General features: G+C 63.2%; 16 protein-coding genes. 4 read left to right on the top strand and 12 right to left on the bottom strand.

Annotated elements, in window-relative coordinates; genetic code table 11:
- Positions 1-122 precede the first annotated feature (122 nt).
- The gene (locus ACIQUI_RS06610; RefSeq protein WP_403196209.1) at positions 123-2195 is read right to left on the bottom strand and encodes a TonB-dependent receptor family protein; all 2073 of its coding nucleotides are present in this window, start codon (positions 2193-2195) and stop codon (positions 123-125) included.
- A gap of 220 nt (positions 2196-2415) precedes the next feature.
- Here ACIQUI_RS06610 and ACIQUI_RS06615 point away from each other — a divergent pair, with 220 nt between their 5' ends.
- Genes ACIQUI_RS06615 through ACIQUI_RS06625 form a run of 3 tightly spaced genes read left to right on the top strand, consistent with a single transcriptional unit; the run spans position 2416 to position 3377 of the window.
- Positions 2416-2664 (top strand): helix-turn-helix transcriptional regulator, encoded by a 249-nt coding sequence (locus tag ACIQUI_RS06615; RefSeq protein ID WP_403196212.1) that lies wholly within the window; start codon positions 2416-2418, stop codon positions 2662-2664.
- A gap of 10 nt (positions 2665-2674) precedes the next feature.
- Positions 2675-3022: a head completion/stabilization protein gene (locus ACIQUI_RS06620; protein WP_403196215.1), complete on the top strand. Its 348-nt coding sequence runs from the start codon at positions 2675-2677 to the stop codon at positions 3020-3022.
- On the top strand, positions 3015-3377 hold the full coding sequence (locus ACIQUI_RS06625; protein WP_403196217.1) for a hypothetical protein: 363 nt from the start codon (positions 3015-3017) through the stop codon (positions 3375-3377). The genes ACIQUI_RS06620 and ACIQUI_RS06625 overlap by 8 nt, the downstream gene beginning before the upstream one ends.
- On the opposite strand, the gene ACIQUI_RS06630 is transcribed toward ACIQUI_RS06625, so the two are convergent.
- Positions 3374-3766 carry a helix-turn-helix domain-containing protein gene (locus tag ACIQUI_RS06630; protein ID WP_403196220.1) on the bottom strand — a complete coding sequence of 131 codons (393 nt, stop codon included), beginning with the start codon at positions 3764-3766 and terminating at the stop codon, positions 3374-3376. The two genes, ACIQUI_RS06625 and ACIQUI_RS06630, sit on opposite strands and share 4 nt — an antisense overlap.
- A 179-nt stretch (positions 3767-3945) precedes the next feature.
- Here ACIQUI_RS06630 and ACIQUI_RS06635 point away from each other — a divergent pair, with 179 nt between their 5' ends.
- Positions 3946-4209, top strand: a complete 264-nt coding sequence (locus ACIQUI_RS06635; protein ID WP_403196223.1) for an ogr/Delta-like zinc finger family protein — start codon at positions 3946-3948, stop codon at positions 4207-4209.
- An 88-nt stretch (positions 4210-4297) separates the two neighbouring features.
- Here the strand turns inward: ACIQUI_RS06635 and nuoN are convergent, their stop codons facing one another.
- The 10 genes from nuoN to nuoE form a co-directional block, all read right to left on the bottom strand.
- Complete coding sequence (gene nuoN / locus ACIQUI_RS06640) at positions 4298-5767, bottom strand: NADH-quinone oxidoreductase subunit NuoN (RefSeq protein ID WP_403196225.1); 1470 nt, start codon at positions 5765-5767, stop codon at positions 4298-4300.
- A 7-nt stretch (positions 5768-5774) separates the two neighbouring features.
- Positions 5775-7307, bottom strand: coding sequence for an NADH-quinone oxidoreductase subunit M (gene nuoM / locus ACIQUI_RS06645; protein WP_403196230.1), 1533 nt, complete (start codon positions 7305-7307; stop codon positions 5775-5777).
- 40 nt (positions 7308-7347) lie between these two features.
- Positions 7348-9201 (bottom strand): NADH-quinone oxidoreductase subunit L, encoded by a 1854-nt coding sequence (nuoL, locus tag ACIQUI_RS06650; protein ID WP_403196232.1) that lies wholly within the window; start codon positions 9199-9201, stop codon positions 7348-7350.
- Complete coding sequence (gene nuoK / locus ACIQUI_RS06655; RefSeq protein ID WP_003251446.1) at positions 9198-9506, bottom strand: NADH-quinone oxidoreductase subunit NuoK; 309 nt, start codon at positions 9504-9506, stop codon at positions 9198-9200. The genes nuoL and nuoK overlap by 4 nt, the downstream gene beginning before the upstream one ends.
- 3 nt (positions 9507-9509) lie before the next feature.
- Positions 9510-10010 carry an NADH-quinone oxidoreductase subunit J gene (nuoJ, locus tag ACIQUI_RS06660; RefSeq protein WP_012273298.1) on the bottom strand — a complete coding sequence of 167 codons (501 nt, stop codon included), beginning with the start codon at positions 10008-10010 and terminating at the stop codon, positions 9510-9512.
- 10 nt (positions 10011-10020) lie between these two features.
- The gene (gene nuoI, locus ACIQUI_RS06665; RefSeq protein WP_003251442.1) at positions 10021-10569 is read right to left on the bottom strand and encodes an NADH-quinone oxidoreductase subunit NuoI; all 549 of its coding nucleotides are present in this window, start codon (positions 10567-10569) and stop codon (positions 10021-10023) included.
- Positions 10570-10580: 11 nt separating this feature from the next.
- Positions 10581-11588: an NADH-quinone oxidoreductase subunit NuoH gene (gene nuoH / locus ACIQUI_RS06670; protein WP_016488222.1), complete on the bottom strand. Its 1008-nt coding sequence runs from the start codon at positions 11586-11588 to the stop codon at positions 10581-10583.
- The gene (gene nuoG, locus ACIQUI_RS06675; protein ID WP_403196236.1) at positions 11585-14299 is read right to left on the bottom strand and encodes an NADH-quinone oxidoreductase subunit NuoG; all 2715 of its coding nucleotides are present in this window, start codon (positions 14297-14299) and stop codon (positions 11585-11587) included. Before nuoG ends, nuoH begins: the two co-directional genes overlap by 4 nt.
- A 132-nt stretch (positions 14300-14431) precedes the next feature.
- Complete coding sequence (nuoF, locus tag ACIQUI_RS06680; protein WP_403196239.1) at positions 14432-15793, bottom strand: NADH-quinone oxidoreductase subunit NuoF; 1362 nt, start codon at positions 15791-15793, stop codon at positions 14432-14434.
- Positions 15790-16287 (bottom strand): NADH-quinone oxidoreductase subunit NuoE, encoded by a 498-nt coding sequence (nuoE, locus tag ACIQUI_RS06685; protein ID WP_003251433.1) that lies wholly within the window; start codon positions 16285-16287, stop codon positions 15790-15792. The genes nuoF and nuoE overlap by 4 nt, the downstream gene beginning before the upstream one ends.
- Between the last annotated feature and the right edge of the window lies 1 nt (position 16288).

The raw sequence follows: 16288 nt of genomic DNA on the forward strand, positions 1-16288 counted from the left end.
TGCTTTTTCATGGTCTCGCCCTCGCTGCCGTTGGCTTCTTTGAACGCCACCGTGGCACTGTGATGCCTCGGCGGGGGCGAGTCCATCGATTACAAAAAACGCGCCCGGCGGCCAGCCGCGTCTTAGCGGAAGCTGTAGGATACCCCGGCATACACGGCAAAGCCTTCGCCCGGCGTAGACCGGGCATTGTCGTTGCCTGCATCGTTGTAGGCCGGCGTCACCGTTGCCGCATAGCGCTTGTTGGTCAGGTTGCGCAGGTCCAGCCAGGTCTGCCAGTCCTGTTTCGGTGAATCCCAGCCAAGGCGCGCACCCAGCAAGGCATATTCGTCGGCGTGGTAGCTGTTGGCATAGTCCACCTGCACCTTGGACGCCATTTGCGTGTTGACCCCGGCGTAGAAGCCGCTCGGCCAGTCATAGCGCAGCTCGGCCTGGTAGTAGTGCATGGGGATGCCGGGCAGGCGGTTGTCGCCAAATTTATCGTCATCACGGTAGTGGAAGTCGCTGAAGGTGTAGGCCTGGCGCAAGCTGAGCTTGCCGGTACCTGCGCGCTCCCACAGGGTGCTGTCGAGGCCCGCCTCGACGCCTTGGTGTACGGTGGCGCTGGCGTTGAATTCCGAGGTGAAGTTCGGCACCACTTCCACGGCCAGCAGTTCGTGGCGGACCTGCGAGTAATACCAGGCCAGGTCCCAACGGCCTAGCACCGAGTCGCCACGCGCACCCAGTTCAAGGGTAGTGGCGGTCTGGTTCTGCATTTCGATCGGCTGAATCTGCTTGCCGCCGGTGCTGGGCGCGCTCCAGATCAGCGACCATGGGTGTGGCGGCTCGACCGAGCGGCTGAGGTTGCCGTACACCTGCAGGTCCGGGCGGATGTCGTAGCGCAGCCCCAGGCGTGGCGCGTAGTCCCAGTCATGCATGCTCACCTTGCCGCCTTCGGCAGGGTAGGTCACGTCACTCTCGCGGCGGGTGTAGATCGCTGCCAGGCCAGTGGTCAGCCACAGGTTGGGGACCAGTTCCAGGTCGTTGCCGACATGCAGCACGGTGTCTGAACCCTGGTAGGTGAAATCGCGAGTACGTGCACCGAACACGTCGCCATTGCGCGCGAACTGCGAAGCACCGCTGTTGGGCAGGTGCTTGGTGGTGCGCCAGCCGACAGTGGTTTTACTTTCGTGGCCGAACAGGGTGTCGCGGCGCAAATAGTTGAGCGTACCGCTGACATCGGTGTAGGCCACCTTCAGGCGCATCGGGCCTTCGCGCAGGTCCATCGGGTAGTCGTGGTAGACCAGGCCGGCTTCCAGGCGCGCATCATCGTCGAGGAAGAACGTGGTCTTGTTGCCAACCCAGGTGCTGCCCGGCTGCGGGCGGCTGTCGTCCCGGGCCAGGTAGGCCGGGTTGGCCGCGCGCGGGTGGTGCTTGATCTGGTCTTTGGTCAGGCGCCCGGCCAGTTCGTTTTCAGTTTCCCGGTAACGCAGGTAGAAGCGGGTTTGCAGGTTGGGGTTGAAGCGGTAGCCAACGTTGGCGGCAATGCCTTTGGCACTACCGCTGCTATGCGCCTGGTAGCCATCGTATTCCGAGTCGGTCAGGGCCACGTAGTAGTCGAGGTTGCCCAGTACTTGCCCAGAACTGACATGTCGGTGCTGGTAACCGCGGCTGCCCACCTCGTAGCGCACCTGCAACGGCGCGGCGTCGTAGCCTGTGTGAGTGACGTAGTTGATGGCACCGCCCAGGGCCAGTGCGCCCTGGTCGAAGCCATTGGCACCGCGCAGCACTTCGGCGCGGCTCAGCCACAGCGGCTCGAACAGCTCATAAGGCGTGCCGCCCGGGCCGGTCAGCGGCAGGCCGTCGAACATCGTGTACACCCCGGAGCCATGGGCGCCTGGCGCGCGGTTGAGGCCTGAACCGCGGATCGACAACTTGATGCCGTCGTTGCCTGCCGACTGGGCAAATACACCTGGCTGGTAGGCCAGCACGTCCTGGTTGCTGGCCACTCGGCCTTGCCCCACGCGCTGCATGTCCACCAGGTTGCTGGCACCGGGTATTTCACGCAGGCGTTCGCCGGCTGCCGTCAAGTCGTTCTGCTCCTCATCGGTGATCAGCACCTGGCCCAGTTCGACCGAGGATGCCCCTACGGCGGGCTGGGCGGCAGCCAGGGCAGCCAGCAGACCGAGGCAGGATGAGAGGGGTAAATCGGAACGCATTGTACGACTCCAGGCGAAAGGCGAATGGACAACGGCGTTGAGACGAGCGAAATGCTGCCCGGAGCACGAAGAAATTCAGCAAATCTTGCGTAACTTTCGTCAGACGGTTTTGTACGAAAGTTCTTTACAAGCCACAGCGGTGGAGAGAAGCGGCATGCGCTTCGTAAGGTGACTGCAGATCGGCAGCGATGCCTCGCTCAATCACCCGTGGAGTAAAAGCATGACTGACAACGCACGACACCCGCAGCAACCCTTGGCGCAGGCCCCGGTTCGCCTGACGCCTCGTGAACAACAAGTGCTGTTGTGGTGTGCCTACGGCAAGAGTTCGTGGGAGATTGGCCAGATCCTTGACTGCAAGGAGTCGACGGTGAACTTCCATATGTCCAACATCCTGCGCAAGTTCGATGTTTCTACCCGAGTGGCAGCGGTGATCAAGGCCATTCGCTACGGCATGCTGGCCGAGCAGTGAGGAGTCAGGCATGAGCAACAACGCTTTACTGCCACGTTATGCCGACAGCCATGACCCCTTCTGGCCACGGGTAGACCTGGGCAACTTGCGCGAACGGTTGAATTTTCAGCGACCGGTCAGTGAAGCCGCGCTGGAGGTAGCCGCACGTTGCGCTGCGATTGATGCTGCACGCGAGTTCGCGGATTGGCGCGCGGTACTGCGAGAGCGGGGCTACAAGCGCCTTGAAGATGTGGCCGGGCATGACCAGGGGCGTGCACTGCGGGTGTGCTACATCCGCTTCGTCGAGGCTGCGGTCATGTACAGCCTGGGGTCCAGGGCATACCTGGCGACTTCCCGTCGGAGTGCTGCCCATGCCTGAGCAATCCTTCATCGACCGTATGGCCCCGGCGCTGATCGAGCTGTGGGGCATGGATGGCAGTGTGTTGTTCGCGGCCTTGCTGGGGGCTTTGTTGGTAAGTGCTGCGCGTGACCGGTTGATCACCAATGCGACCCGGCGCCTGACGCTTGGCAAGAAGTTGCTGCTGGTGTTCGTGACTGTGGGGGTGGGGCACCTTTTCGAGCCGCTGGTTTCTTCGCTGGCACCCTTGCTGACCCGGGGCATGGCGGCATTCGTGGCCGCCGTGGTGGTGATCCCCATCAGCCTCAAGGTCATGGTCTGGCTGGATACGCTCGACCCGCGCGAACTCATTCAGCGCTGGCGCCGCCGGGGTTAGCCGCTGGCGGTGCTGGGCAGGCGATTGTTCAGCTCGCTCAACTGCTGTTCCAGTTGCTGGAGGCGTTGTTTGTCCTTGATCAACAGCAGGATGGCCTGGCGATCGCTTGGTGATAACGAGCGTAGCCGTTCGAGCATGTCGCTCTCCCAGCCAGTTTCACCTTGGCCGGGCGGGCATTGTTGCGGGTCACCCAGCAGTAACCAGTCCAGTGAGCAGGCATGCTGTCTGGCTATATCTACGCAAAGTGAGTAAGGAATGCTGTCGCGAGTCTTCCAACTGCTCAGCGTTTGCGGGCTGATGGACAGTGCGCGGGACAGGTCGGCATCAGACTGGGCGCCGGTTAGATGCTTCAGGCGCGTCAGCACCGCAGTAAGTACGTGAGTACTCATAACAAATATCCATGACTGGTTTAATGATATTCCATGGGCTTAAACTACTCGTTATGAATACAGCCCTGCGTTTTAAGGAGCACTTCTGCAATGAGAACCACCCAATTGAAGAATACACCTACAGTTGTAGCCAATACCTACACACAGGCAAGCCTGGGCAATGCTAGCAGGTACTTGCCGTGAGTACTTACAAGTTGGTTTGCCCCCATTGCCACAGCCGCATGCGCATACGTACCAGCGAGGGGCGCCATATTTTCCTGCGGATCGCTTATTTGCAATGCACTACCGAGGCATGTGGCTGGTCTGTTCGCGCCGAGTTCGAAATGACCCACGAACTTTCCCCCAGCGGTATGCCCAACCCGGAAGTTTACCTGCCTAAAGCCAATGGTGATTTGCGCAAGGCCGCTATGCCAGATGCAAGCCAAGGTAGCCTTGTTGAGTGAGGCGTTATCAACGGCAGGCAATAAAACGTGCAGATAAAAAAACACCCCGCTAGGCGGGGTGTTTTGTTTTACTGAAGCGTTGCCGCGATCAGCCGATCAGTTGCAGGCCCGCTTGCTGAACCAGTTCGAGCAGCGGCTGCGGGTAAACACCAAGCACGAAGGCCAGGATGGCGATGGCCAGCAGCATGACGCCGCCGGTGCGCTGTTCCCACTTCAGCGGGGCATCGTGGCGGCGCAGGTTCGGCTCGACCAGGTACAGGGTGACCATGACGCGCAGGTAGTAGTACACACCGATGGCGCTACCGATCACCAGCGCACCGACCAGCCACCACAGGTGCGACTCGACGCCGGTGGCGATGATGTAGAACTTGCCGATGAAGCCAGCGGTCAGCGGGATACCCGCCAGCGACAGCATCATCACGGTCAGTACTGCGGTCAGGTACGGGCGACGCCAGAACAGGCCGCGGTACTCGTACAGGGCATCGGCGTCACGGCCGCCGTAAGGCGAGGACATCAGGGTGATGACGCCGAACGCGCCCAGGCTGGTGATCACGTAGGTGACCAGGTAAACGCCCATTGCCTCCAGGGCCAGGCCCTTGCTGGCGACCAGGGCAATGACCAGGTAGCCGAAGTGGGCGATGGACGAGTAACCCAGCAGGCGCTTGAGGTTGCTCTGGGTCAGCGCCAGCAGGTTACCGACCAGGATCGAGGCGACGGCGATGACGGCCAGTACGGTGCTCAGCACGCCACTGCTGGCAGCAGGGGAGAGCATGAACAGGCGCACAACCACGGCGAAGACTGCAACCTTGCTGGCGGTGGCCAGGAATGCGGCGACCGGCGCCGGGGCGCCTTCGTACACATCCGGGGTCCACAAGTGGAACGGTACCAGCGACAGCTTGAAGGCCAGGCCGACCAGCATCATGCCCAGGCCCAGCTGGGCCACCAGGCTTGGCATGTTGGTGGCAGCCAGCGCCTTGCCGATCTGGTCGAAGCTCAGGCTGCCGGCGTCGGCGTACAGCAGGGCCATGCCGAACAGCAGGAAAGCGGAGCCTGCTGCCGACAGCACCATGTACTTGATGCCGGCTTCCAGTGACCGCTTGTTGAAGAAGGCATACGCCACCAGGCCGTAGACCGGTACCGACAGCAGCTCCAGGCCAATGAACAGGCCGGCCAGGTGGTTGGCGCTGACCAGCACCAGGCCACCGAGGGCCGACATCAGCAGCAGCAGGTACAGTTCTTCACGGTTGCCCGGGAAGCCCTTGGAGCCTTCGCCAAGGTAGGCGTGGGCCAAGGTGACGCAGGCCAGCGTCGCCACCAGGATGATCGCCATGTACAGGCAGGCGAACTTGTCGATGGTGATCAGCGGGGTGACCGCCAGCGGCGCAACTTTCAGCGCCGGCAGGATCGACAGCAGGGCCAGGTTAAGGCCCACGGTGGACAGCAGGAAGGTCTGCGAGTGGTTGCGCTTCCAGGCGATCGCCAGCATCACCACCACCGTGGTGATGGTGGTGATCAGCATCGGCGCCAATGCGATGAAGTGTTGAGTGGTGAATTCCATAGCGCTCTTACCGGGCCGAAGCGAGTTGAGTGAAAGCGGAACCGAGCCACTGCTGCACACCACTCATGGTGGCGGCAGAGGTGTCGAGGAACGGCTGCGGATACACGCCCAGCAGGATCAGCAGTACCGCCAGGCCCAGCACCATGACCAGTTCGCGACCGTCCATGCCGGCCAGCACGGTGTCGGACTTGGCCGGGCCGAAGTAGGCGCGGTGGATCATGATCAGCGAGTACACCGAACCGAAGACCAGGCCGGTGGTGGCAATCACGGTGATCCACGGTACATGCACGAAGCTGCCGAGCAGGATCAGGAACTCGCCGACGAAGTTGCCGGTGCCTGGCAGGCCCAGCGACGCTGCCGCGAAGAACAGGCTGATGGCCGGCAGGTAGGCGATGCGGTGCCACAGGCCACCCATCTGACGCATGTCGCGGGTGTGCAGGCGCTCGTACAGCTGGCCGGACAGGATGAACAGCGCGGCAGCCGACAGGCCGTGCGCCAGCATCTGGATCACCGCGCCTTGCAGGGCCTGCTGGCTACCGGAGTAGATACCGATCAGCACGAAGCCCATGTGCGAGACGCTGGAGAAGGCGATCAGGCGCTTGATGTCGGTTTGTGCGAAGGCCAGGAAGGCACCGTAGAAGATACCGATCAGGCCCAGGGTCATGGCGATCGGCGCGAACTCGGCCGAGGCGTTCGGGAACAGCGGCAGGGCGAAGCGCAGCAGGCCGTAGGCCGCAGTCTTCAGCAGGATACCGGCCAGGTCCACGGAACCTGCGGTCGGTGCCTGGGCGTGGGCATCAGGCAGCCAGGAGTGGAACGGTACCACTGGCAGCTTCACCGCGAAGGCGATGAAGAAGCCCAGCATCAGCAGGTATTCGACACCGGCTGGCAGCTCGGCCTTGAGCAGGTCGCTGTAGTTGAAGGTGAGCACACCGGTGGTGTTGTAGTTGACCAGCACCAGGCCCAGGATCGCCACCAGCATGATCAGGCCGCTGGCCTGGGTGAAGATGAAGAACTTGGTCGCCGCGTAGATCCGGGTCTTCTTGCCGTCTGCCGAGCTGTGACCCCAGAGCGCGATGAGGAAGTACATCGGCACCAGCATCATTTCCCAGAAGAAGAAGAACAGGAACAGGTCCAGGGCCAGGAACACACCGACCACGCCGCCGAGGATCCACATCAGGTTGAGGTGGAAGAAGCCGACGTGGCGCTGGATCTCTTTCCAGGAACACAGTACCGACAGCACACCGAGCAGGCCGGTGAGCAGGATCATCAGCAGCGACAGGCCGTCGAGGGCCAGGTGGATGCTGATGCCGAAGCGCTGGATCCACTGGATTTTGTATTCCACGGCCCAGGCAGGCTCGGCACCCGGAGCGGGGGCCAGGGTGTAGTCGCCGGTGCCCCACAGCCACAGGCCGATGCCAAGCAGCAGGGACATTGTCAGCAGCGCGATCCAGCGCGGCAAGGTGGCGCCGAAGCGCTCACCCAGCCAGCACAGGAAGCCGCCGATGAAGGGGATCAGGATCAGCCAAGGCAAAATCATGACGGGTTGGTTTCCTTTGGCAAAGTCGCAAGATTCATAGTCATACCGCAGCCACTACCACGGCACCGAGCACCAGCACGGCACCCACGGCGATAGAGGCGGTGTACCAGCGCAGTTGGCCCGTCTCGGTCTTGCTCATGGCGACGTGGCCGCCACGCGCCATCCGAGGGATCAGGCCGATGCTGCGGTCAACCGGGTCCTTGCGCAGGATATGGCTGATCAGCAGGTACGGTTTGACGAAAAGCTTGTCGTAGATCCAGTCGAAGCCCCAGGCGGCGAACCACCAGGCCGACAGGACACGGCCGATGCTGCTGTTGGCGACGGCGCTGACGAAGCTGCGCTTGCCCAGGAACAGCAGGGCCGACAACAGGATACCGGCGATGGCAATGGCACCCGAGGTGATTTCCAGCGCGTGCTTGGCTTCGCCACCAGCGTGGCCGGTGCTTTCAGGCAGTACGCCTGCCAGCGGCGGGTGAATCCAGGCACCCACGAAGGTCGACAGCACGATCAGCACGCCCAGCGGCAGCCAGTGGCTGATGCCGTGGCCGGCGTGGGCTTCGGTCTTGGCTTCGCCGTGGAAGGCGATGAAGATCAGGCGGAAGGTGTACAGCGAGGTCATGAACGCACCCACCAGGCCAGCATACAGCAGGCCGGTGTTGCCGCTGGCGAAGGCTTCCCAGAGGATCTCGTCCTTGGAGTAGAAGCCAACGGTCACGATCGGCAGTGCAGCCAGGGCAGCGCCACCGACCACGAAGCTGGCGTAGGCCAGTGGCAGCTTCTTCCACAGGCCGCCCATCTTGAAGATGTTCTGCTCGTGGTGGCAGGCAACGATCACCGCACCGGAAGCAAGGAACAGCAGGGCCTTGAAGAAGGCGTGGGTCATCAGGTGGAAGATCGCCGCGTCCCAGGCGCCAACGCCCAGGGCCAGGAACATGTAGCCGATCTGGCTCATGGTCGAGTAGGCGAGGATACGCTTGATGTCGGTTTGTACCAGCGCGGCGAAGCCGGCCAGTACCAGGGTCACGCCACCGACTACGCCTACCAGGTGCAGGATGTCCGGCGCCAGCAGGAAGAGGCCGTTGGTACGGGCGATCAGGTACACGCCCGCGGTCACCATGGTAGCGGCGTGGATCAGTGCCGAAACCGGGGTCGGGCCCGCCATCGCGTCGGCCAGCCAGGTCTGCAGTGGCAGCTGGGCCGATTTACCGACCGCACCGCCCAGCAGCATCAGGGTTGCCAGCACCATCCAGGTGTCGCCCGCCTGGAACTTCTGCGGTGCCAGCACCAGCAGTTCCTGCACGTTCAGGGTACCCAGCTGGGCGAACAGGATGAACAGGCCGATGGCCATGAACACGTCGCCGATACGGGTGACGATGAACGCCTTGAGCGCTGCGTTACCGTTGTTGCGGTTGCTGTAGTAGAAACCGATCAACAGGTACGAGCACAGGCCCACGCCTTCCCAGCCAAAGTAGATGAACAGCAGGTTATCGCCCAGGATCAGGAACAGCATGCTGGCGATGAACAGGTTGGTGTACGAGAAGAAGCGCGAGTAGCCGGCTTCGCCACGCATGTACCAGGAGGCGAACAGGTGGATCAGGAAGCCGACGCCGGTGACCACGCCGAGCATGGTGACGGACAGGCCGTCGACATACAGGGTGAAGTTGGGCGCAAAGCCATCTACCGACATCCACTGCCACAGCAGCTGGCTGTACGCGCCGCCCTCAGGCGGGGCGACGTTGAATTGCCAGATGACGTAGGCGGCAACGGCGGCCGAAAGGCCTACCGAACCGACGCCGATCAGCGCGGACAGGTTCTCCGAGAACCGCCCACGCGAGAACGACAGCAGCAGGAAGCCGATGAGGGGGAAGACGAAAGTCAGGAAGATAAGGTTCATCCGCGCATCTCACTGGCAGCATCGATGTCGAGAGTGTGGAAGCGGCGATACAGCTGCAGCAGGATGGCCAGGCCAATGCTGGCCTCGGCGGCTGCCAGGCTGATCACCAGAATGAACATCACCTGGCCGTCGGGCTGGACCCAACGGGCACCGGCGACGACGAACGCCAGGGCAGAGGCGTTCATCATGACTTCCAGGCTCATGAGCACGAAGAGGATGTTGCGGCGGACCATCAGGCCAACCAGACCTAAGCAGAACAGGATGCCGGCAACTGCCAGACCATGCTCGAGAGGGATAGCACCCATGATTTACTCCTTCGCCTCGTTGCGGCCCAGGTGGAAGGCGGTGACGGCTGCAGCCAGCAGCAGCATCGACGCCAGTTCGACCACCAGCAGGTACGGGCCGAACAGGCTGATACCTACCTCTTTCGGGCCCACGGTGGTACCGCTGATGCCAGCGCCGCTCGGGGTGACGAACAGCACGTACAGCAGCTCTGCCAGCAGCAGGGTGCCGAGGATTACCGGCCCGGCCCAGATGCCGGGCTTGAGCCAGCCGCGTTCCTGGGCGACCGAGGCCGGCCCCAGGTTGAGCATCATCACCACGAACACGAACAGCACCATGATGGCGCCGGCGTAGGCGATCACTTCCAGGGCACCGGCGAACGGCGCACCCAGGGAGAAAAAGATCATGGCCACGGAAATCAGCGAAATGATCAGGTAAAGCAAGGCGTGCACGGGGTTGGTACCGGTCACCACCCGAAGGGTGGAGACCACGGCGATCCCGGATGCGAAGTAGAAAGCGAATTCCATCTTTCTGTCCTTATGGGAGCAAGCTCTTCACGTTGATCGGTTCGGCTTCGTTCTGCGCAGAGCCTTTCGGCTTGCCAGCGATGGCCATACCCGCAACACGGTAGAAGTTGTAGTCAGGGTTCTTGCCGGGGCCGGAGATCAGCAGATCTTCTTTCTCGTATACCAGGTCCTGACGCTTGAACTCGGCCATTTCGAAATCCGGAGTCAGCTGGATCGCGGTGGTCGGGCACGCTTCTTCACACAGGCCGCAGAAAATGCAACGCGAGAAGTTGATGCGGAAGAATTCCGGGTACCAGCGGCCGTCCTCGGTCTCGGCCTTCTGCAGCGAGATGCAGCCAACCGGGCAGGCCACCGCGCAGAGGTTGCACGCTACGCAGCGTTCCTCGCCGTCGGGGTCGCGGGTAAGGACGATGCGGCCGCGGTAGCGCGGCGGCAGGTACACGGGTTCTTCGGGGTACTGCAGGGTGTCGCGCTTGCGGAACCCGTGGGAGAACACCATGGCCAGGCTGCGCAGCTGGGTGCCGGTGCCCTTAACGATGTCGCCGATATACTTGAACATGGGTCAAATCCTCACTGGGCCGCGACGGCTGGCGTGTTGTAGAGCACGATCGCAGCGGTCACCAGCAAATTGATCAGGGTCAGCGGCAGGCAGAACTTCCAGCTGAAGTCCATCACCTGGTCATAGCGCGGGCGCGGGATCGAGGCGCGCAGCAGGATGAACAGCATGATGAAGAACGCGGTCTTCAATGCGAACCACAGGAACGGCAGTTGCGGCAGGATGCCGAACGGGCCGTGCCAGCCGCCGAAGAACAGGGTTACCAGCAGCGCCGAGATGAGGATGATGCCGATGTACTCACCGACGAAGAACATGCCCCACTTCATGCCGGCATACTCGATGTGGTAGCCGTCGGCCAGTTCCTGTTCCGCTTCTGGCTGGTCGAACGGGTGACGGTGAGTCACGGCGACGCCAGCGATGAAGAAGGTGCAGAAGCCGAAGAACTGCGGAATGATGAACCACAGGTTCTGTGCCTGGTATTCAACGATGTCGCGCATGTTGAACGAGCCCACCTGTACCACCACGCCCATCAGCGCCAGGCCCAGGAACACTTCGTACGACACGGTCTGCGCCGAGGCCCGCAAGCTGCCCAGCAGGGCGTACTTGTTGTTCGACGACCAGCCGGCGAACAGCACCGCGTAGACCGACAGGCCGGCCATGGCGAAGAAGAACAGCAGGCCGATGTTCAGGTCGGCAACGCCCCAGCCCGGTGTGATCGGGATGATCGAGAAGCCGATCAGCAGGGCGCTCATGGCCACGACTGGCGCCAGGGTGAAGATCATCTTGTCGACGAAGGGCGGGTTCCAGTCTTCCTTGAAGAACATCTTCAGCATGTCGGCGGCGATCTGGAACATGCCGAACGGGCCGACACGGTTCGGACCGTAGCGGTCCTGCCACCAGCCCAGCAGGCGGCGCTCGACGAAGCTGAGCAGGGCGCCGCAGACCACCACGGCTAGCAGCACCACGATAGCCTTGACGACCTGGATGATCACATCGATCACTTCGGGGGTGAACCAGCTCATTGTGCTGCCTCCTGCAGACCTTCGACGGATGCACCGAAGATGGCAGGCGGGATACCGGCCAGGCCTTTCGGCAACGCGACCAGGCCAGCGCCCAGCTCTTCATTGATACGCAGCGGCAGGCGCAGGGCCACACCGGCGACGTTCAGGCTCAGCAGGGCACCGTCGTTGACACCCAGGCGGTCGGCTTCGGACTTGGCCAGGGCCACGTAGGCAGCCGGGATGCGCTGCTGCACCGGGGCGGCGCGCGAGGAGCTTTCTTCGCTGCCGAACAGGTGGAAGAACGGCACGGCAGTCCAGGTGCCACGGGCCGGGTTGAAGGCACCCGGAATGGCGTTGAACCAGTTCAGGCGGTCGCCTTGCGATTCGATCAGGCGCACGCCCGGGTCACCGGCACGCAGGTGGCCACCGACCTCGTCCTGGAACTTGTTCCAGGCTTGCGGCGAGTTCCAGCCCGGCGACCAGGCGAACGGCACCTGCTGGCGCGGTTCGGCCGAACCCGAGTAGCCTTCCATGGAGAAGGCGAACGCGGTGTCCTTGTCTTGCGGGGTGCGCGGTTCGTGCACGCTGATGTTGGCGCGCATGGCAGTGCGGCCGGAGTAGCGCAGCGGCTCACGGGCCAGCTTCATGCCCTTGATGCGGAACGCGGCGCTTGGTGCGGCGTTGACGATGCCGGCCAGTTGCGGGGCGGCTGCGGCGCAGGCGCTGGTGACGTGGTCCAGCTGGGTCCAGTCGACCGGCTTGTTCAGCAGGGTGGCACGCAGGGCGTGCATCCAGCGCCAGCCTTCGTGGACCTGGATGCTGCTGTCCAGGTACTGCGGGTCGAACACCTGGAAGAAGCGCTGGGCGCGGCCTTCCTGGCTGACCAGGGTACCGTCGCCTTCGGCGAACGAGGCAGCCGGCAGTACCAGGTGGGCGCGGTCGACAGTCGGCGTTTTCGAGTGGTCGGCAACGATCACCACCTTGGCCGCAGCCAGGGCTGCGTCGACCTTGGCGGCCGGTACGCGAGCGTACAGGTCGTTTTCCAGCACGACAATGGCGTCGGCCTTGCCGCTGATGACCGCGTCCAGCGCGGCATCGACGGATTCGCCACCGAGCATGGCCAGGCCGATGCTGTTGGCTTCAGGTACCACCAGGCTCAGCGAGCCGTTCTTCTCGCGCAGCTTCAGGGCCTTGGCGATGTTGGCGGCGGCTTCGATCAGCGCCGGGTCGGCCAGCGAGGTACCGGCAACCACCAGTGGCCGCTTGGCGGCGACCAGGGCGTCGGCGATGCGCTGGGCCAGGGCCTTGGCTTCATCGTCCAGGCCGGCGACTGCTGGTGCGCTCGGGTCGATGGCGTGGGCCACGGCGAAACCGATGCGGGCCAGGTCGGCAGGCGCGGCGTGTACACATTCTTCGGCAACGTCGTCCAGCTTGGTTTCAGCCAGCGAGGCGATGAACAGCGGGTACAGCGCGTGCTGGCCGATGTTTTTCACCGCGGCGTCGAGCCACGGCTGCACTTTCATCGCTTCGGCCATGGCCTCGGCCTTGCCCTTGGTGGCCTGGCGCACGGCCAGGGCAACGCGGGCAGCGGTCTGGGTCAGGTCTTCGCCGAGTACGAACACGGCGTCGTGGTCTTCGATGTCGCGCAGGGTTGGCACTGGCAGCGGGCTGTTGTTCAGCACGTCCAGGGCCAGGCGCACGCGGGCCAGTTCGCCAGCTTCCATACCGGAGTAGAAGTACTCGGCACCGACCAGCTCACGCAGGCCGTAGTTGCTTTCGAGGCTGGCGCGTGGCGAGCCGATACCGACGATGGTACGGCCACGCAGCAGGTCGGCGGCCTTGTCCAGGGCGGCGTCCAGGCCCAGCTTGGTGCCGTCGGCCAGGTGTGGCTGGCGTGGGCGGTCCTTGCGGTTGACGTAGCCGTAGCCGAAGCGGCCGCGGTCGCACAGGAAGTACTGGTTGACCGAACCGTTGAAGCGGTTCTCGATGCGACGCAGCTCGCCGTAGCGCTCACCCGGGCTGATGTTGCAGCCGCTGGAGCAGCCATGGCAGATGCTTGGGGCGAACTGCATGTCCCACTTGCGGTTGTAGCGCTCGGAGTGGGTCTTGTCGGTGAACACGCCGGTCGGGCAGACCTCGGTCAGGTTGCCGGAGAATTCGCTTTCCAGCACGCCGTCTTCGACGCGGCCGAAGTACACGTTGTCGTGGGCGCCGTACACGCCCAGGTCGGTACCACCGGCGTAGTCCTTGTAGTAGCGCACGCAGCGGTAGCAGGCGATGCAGCGGTTCATCTCATGGGCGATGAACGGGCCGAGGTCCTGGTTCTGGTGGGTACGCTTGGTGAAACGGTAGCGGCGCTCGTTGTGGCCGGTCATTACCGTCATGTCTTGCAGGTGGCAGTGACCGCCTTCCTCGCACACCGGGCAGTCGTGCGGGTGGTTGGTCATCAGCCATTCGACGACGCTGGCGCGGAACGCCTTGGACTCTTCGTCTTCGATGGAGATCCAGGTGCCGTCGGAGGCAGGGGTCATGCAGGACATGACGATACGACCACGGGTGTCGTTCTCGTCGGTGTACTGCTTGACCGCGCACTGCCGGCAGGCGCCAACGCTACCAAGCGCCGGGTGCCAGCAGAAATAAGGGATGTCGAGGCCGAGTGACAGACACGCCTGTAACAGGTTGTCTGCACCGTTGACTTCGAGCGCTTTGCCGTCTACGTGGATAGTGGCCATTGTTCAAAGTTCTTCGTTGGCCCGCGTGAGCGGGCGTGGCTAATGGAAATCGGTGGGCTTGCGACACGCCTCGATCGCTCGGGCCTGGCGGCAAGCTGGCGAGTGGCACGGACCACCCGCCTAATCATCTTGTTATGCGCCGACCACGATCGGCTTCGCCAGATTCGGGCCCAGCGTGCCAGCGCTTTCAGGCGCCACACCGGCCTCGAACTCCGAGCGGAAGTATTTGATGGCACTGCCCAATGGCTCGACGGCACCCGGTGCGTGAGCACAGAAGGTACGGCCTGGGCCGAGGAAGTTGACCAGCCCCAGCAGCGTCTCGATGTCTTCGGCGCGGCCCTGGCCTTTTTCCAGTGCGCGCAGCATCTTCACGCTCCATGGCAGGCCGTCACGGCATGGGGTGCACCAGCCGCACGACTCGCGGGCAAAGAACTCTTCCATGTTGCGCAGCAGCGAAACCATGCTGATGCTGTCGTCGACCGCCATGGCCAGGCCGGTACCCATACGGGTGCCAACCTTGGCGATGCCACCGGCGTACATCTGTGCGTCGAGGTGCTCGGGCAGCAGGAAGCCGGTACCGGCGCCGCCTGGCTGCCAGCACTTGAGCTTGAAGCCGTCGCGCATGCCACCGGCGTAGTCTTCGAACAGCTCGCGGGCGGTAACGCCGAACGGCAGTTCCCACAGGCCCGGGTTCTTCACCTTGCCGGAGAAGCCCATCAGCTTGGTGCCGTGGTCTTCGCTGCCTTCACGGGCCAGCGACTTGTACCAGTCGTTGCCGTTGGCGACGATGGCAGGCACGTTGCACAGCGTTTCGACGTTGTTTACGCATGTCGGCTTGCCCCACACGCCAACCGCGGCAGGGAAGGGCGGCTTGGAGCGCGGGTTGGCGCGGCGGCCTTCCAGCGAGTTGATCAGTGCGGTTTCTTCACCGCAGATGTAGCGGCCGGCACCGGTGTGCACGAACAGCTCGAAATCGAAACCGCTGCCCAGGATGTTCTTGCCCAACAGGCCTGCGGCCTTGGCTTCGTCGATGGCGCGGTTGAGGTTTTTCGCTGCGGTGGTGTATTCGCCACGCAGGAAGATGTAGCCACGGTAGGCCTTCAGGGCGCGGGCGCTGATCAGCATGCCCTCGACCAGCAGATGGGGCTGTTGCTCCATCAGCATGCGGTCCTTCCAGGTGTTCGGCTCCATTTCGTCCGCGTTGCACAGCAGGTAGCGGATGTTCATGGATTCGTCTTTGGGCATCAGGCCCCACTTCACGCCAGTGGGGAAGCCTGCGCCGCCCCGGCCCTTGAGGCCGGAATCCTTGACCGCTTGCACGATATCGTCCTGCGACATCTGCGCCAGCGCCTTGCGGGCGGCGGCGTAGCCGTTTTTCGATTCGTACTCGGCCAGCCATACCGGCTCGCCATCGTCACGCAGGCGCCAGGTCAGCGGGTGGGTTTCGGCCGTGCGCGCGATGCGGTTGGCCGGGCCGAAGGAAGTAATGGTCATACGTAACCCTCCAGCAGTTTGGAGACGCCAGCCGGTTGCACGTCGCCAAAGGTGTCGTCGTCGATCATCAGCGCCGGGGCCTTGTCGCAGTTGCCCAGGCAGCAGACGGGCAGCAGGGTGAAACGGCCGTCGGCGGTGGTCTGGCCAAGGCCGATGCCCAACTCGCTCTGGATCTGGCTGACGACCGATTCGTGGCCGCCGATGTAGCAGACCATGCTGTCGCACACGCGGATGATGTGGCGGCCGACCGGCTGACGGAAGATCTGGCTGTAGAAGGTGGCGACACCCTCGACGTCGCTGGCCGGGATGCCCAGCACTTCGCCGATGGCGTGGATGGCGCCATCCGGCACCCAGCCACGTTCCTTCTGGACGATCTTCAGGGCTTCGATGGACGCCGCGCGCGGGTCCTCGTAGTGATGCATTTCGTGCTCGATGGCCGAGCGCTCGGTTTCGCTCAGGGCGAAACGGTCTGTCTGGATAAGCGTGCTGTTCATG

Origin of the sequence: Pseudomonas sp. NPDC090592 (assembly GCF_044769185.1) — a bacterium.
Lineage (GTDB): Bacteria > Pseudomonadota > Gammaproteobacteria > Pseudomonadales > Pseudomonadaceae > Aquipseudomonas.

Excerpts from the sequence above, each read along its gene's own strand:
- nuoL (WP_403196232.1), bottom strand. The coding sequence starts at position 9,201 with ATGAACCTTATCTTCCTGACTTTCGTCTTCCCCCTCATCGGCTTCCTG.
- ACIQUI_RS06625 (WP_403196217.1), top strand. The coding sequence starts at position 3,015 with ATGCCTGAGCAATCCTTCATCGACCGTATGGCCCCGGCGCTGATCGAG.
- nuoN (WP_403196225.1), bottom strand. The coding sequence starts at position 5,767 with ATGGAATTCACCACTCAACACTTCATCGCATTGGCGCCGATGCTGATC.
- nuoG (WP_403196236.1), bottom strand. The coding sequence starts at position 14,299 with ATGGCCACTATCCACGTAGACGGCAAAGCGCTCGAAGTCAACGGTGCA.
- ACIQUI_RS06615 (WP_403196212.1), top strand. The coding sequence starts at position 2,416 with ATGACTGACAACGCACGACACCCGCAGCAACCCTTGGCGCAGGCCCCG.
- ACIQUI_RS06610 (WP_403196209.1), bottom strand. The coding sequence starts at position 2,195 with ATGCGTTCCGATTTACCCCTCTCATCCTGCCTCGGTCTGCTGGCTGCC.
- ACIQUI_RS06630 (WP_403196220.1), bottom strand. The coding sequence starts at position 3,766 with ATGAGTACTCACGTACTTACTGCGGTGCTGACGCGCCTGAAGCATCTA.
- ACIQUI_RS06620 (WP_403196215.1), top strand. The coding sequence starts at position 2,675 with ATGAGCAACAACGCTTTACTGCCACGTTATGCCGACAGCCATGACCCC.
- nuoI (WP_003251442.1), bottom strand. The coding sequence starts at position 10,569 with ATGTTCAAGTATATCGGCGACATCGTTAAGGGCACCGGCACCCAGCTG.
- nuoM (WP_403196230.1), bottom strand. The coding sequence starts at position 7,307 with ATGATTTTGCCTTGGCTGATCCTGATCCCCTTCATCGGCGGCTTCCTG.
- nuoK (WP_003251446.1), bottom strand. The coding sequence starts at position 9,506 with ATGGGTGCTATCCCTCTCGAGCATGGTCTGGCAGTTGCCGGCATCCTG.
- nuoF (WP_403196239.1), bottom strand. The coding sequence starts at position 15,793 with ATGACCATTACTTCCTTCGGCCCGGCCAACCGCATCGCGCGCACGGCC.
- nuoE (WP_003251433.1), bottom strand. The coding sequence starts at position 16,287 with ATGAACAGCACGCTTATCCAGACAGACCGTTTCGCCCTGAGCGAAACC.
- nuoJ (WP_012273298.1), bottom strand. The coding sequence starts at position 10,010 with ATGGAATTCGCTTTCTACTTCGCATCCGGGATCGCCGTGGTCTCCACC.
- nuoH (WP_016488222.1), bottom strand. The coding sequence starts at position 11,588 with ATGAGCTGGTTCACCCCCGAAGTGATCGATGTGATCATCCAGGTCGTC.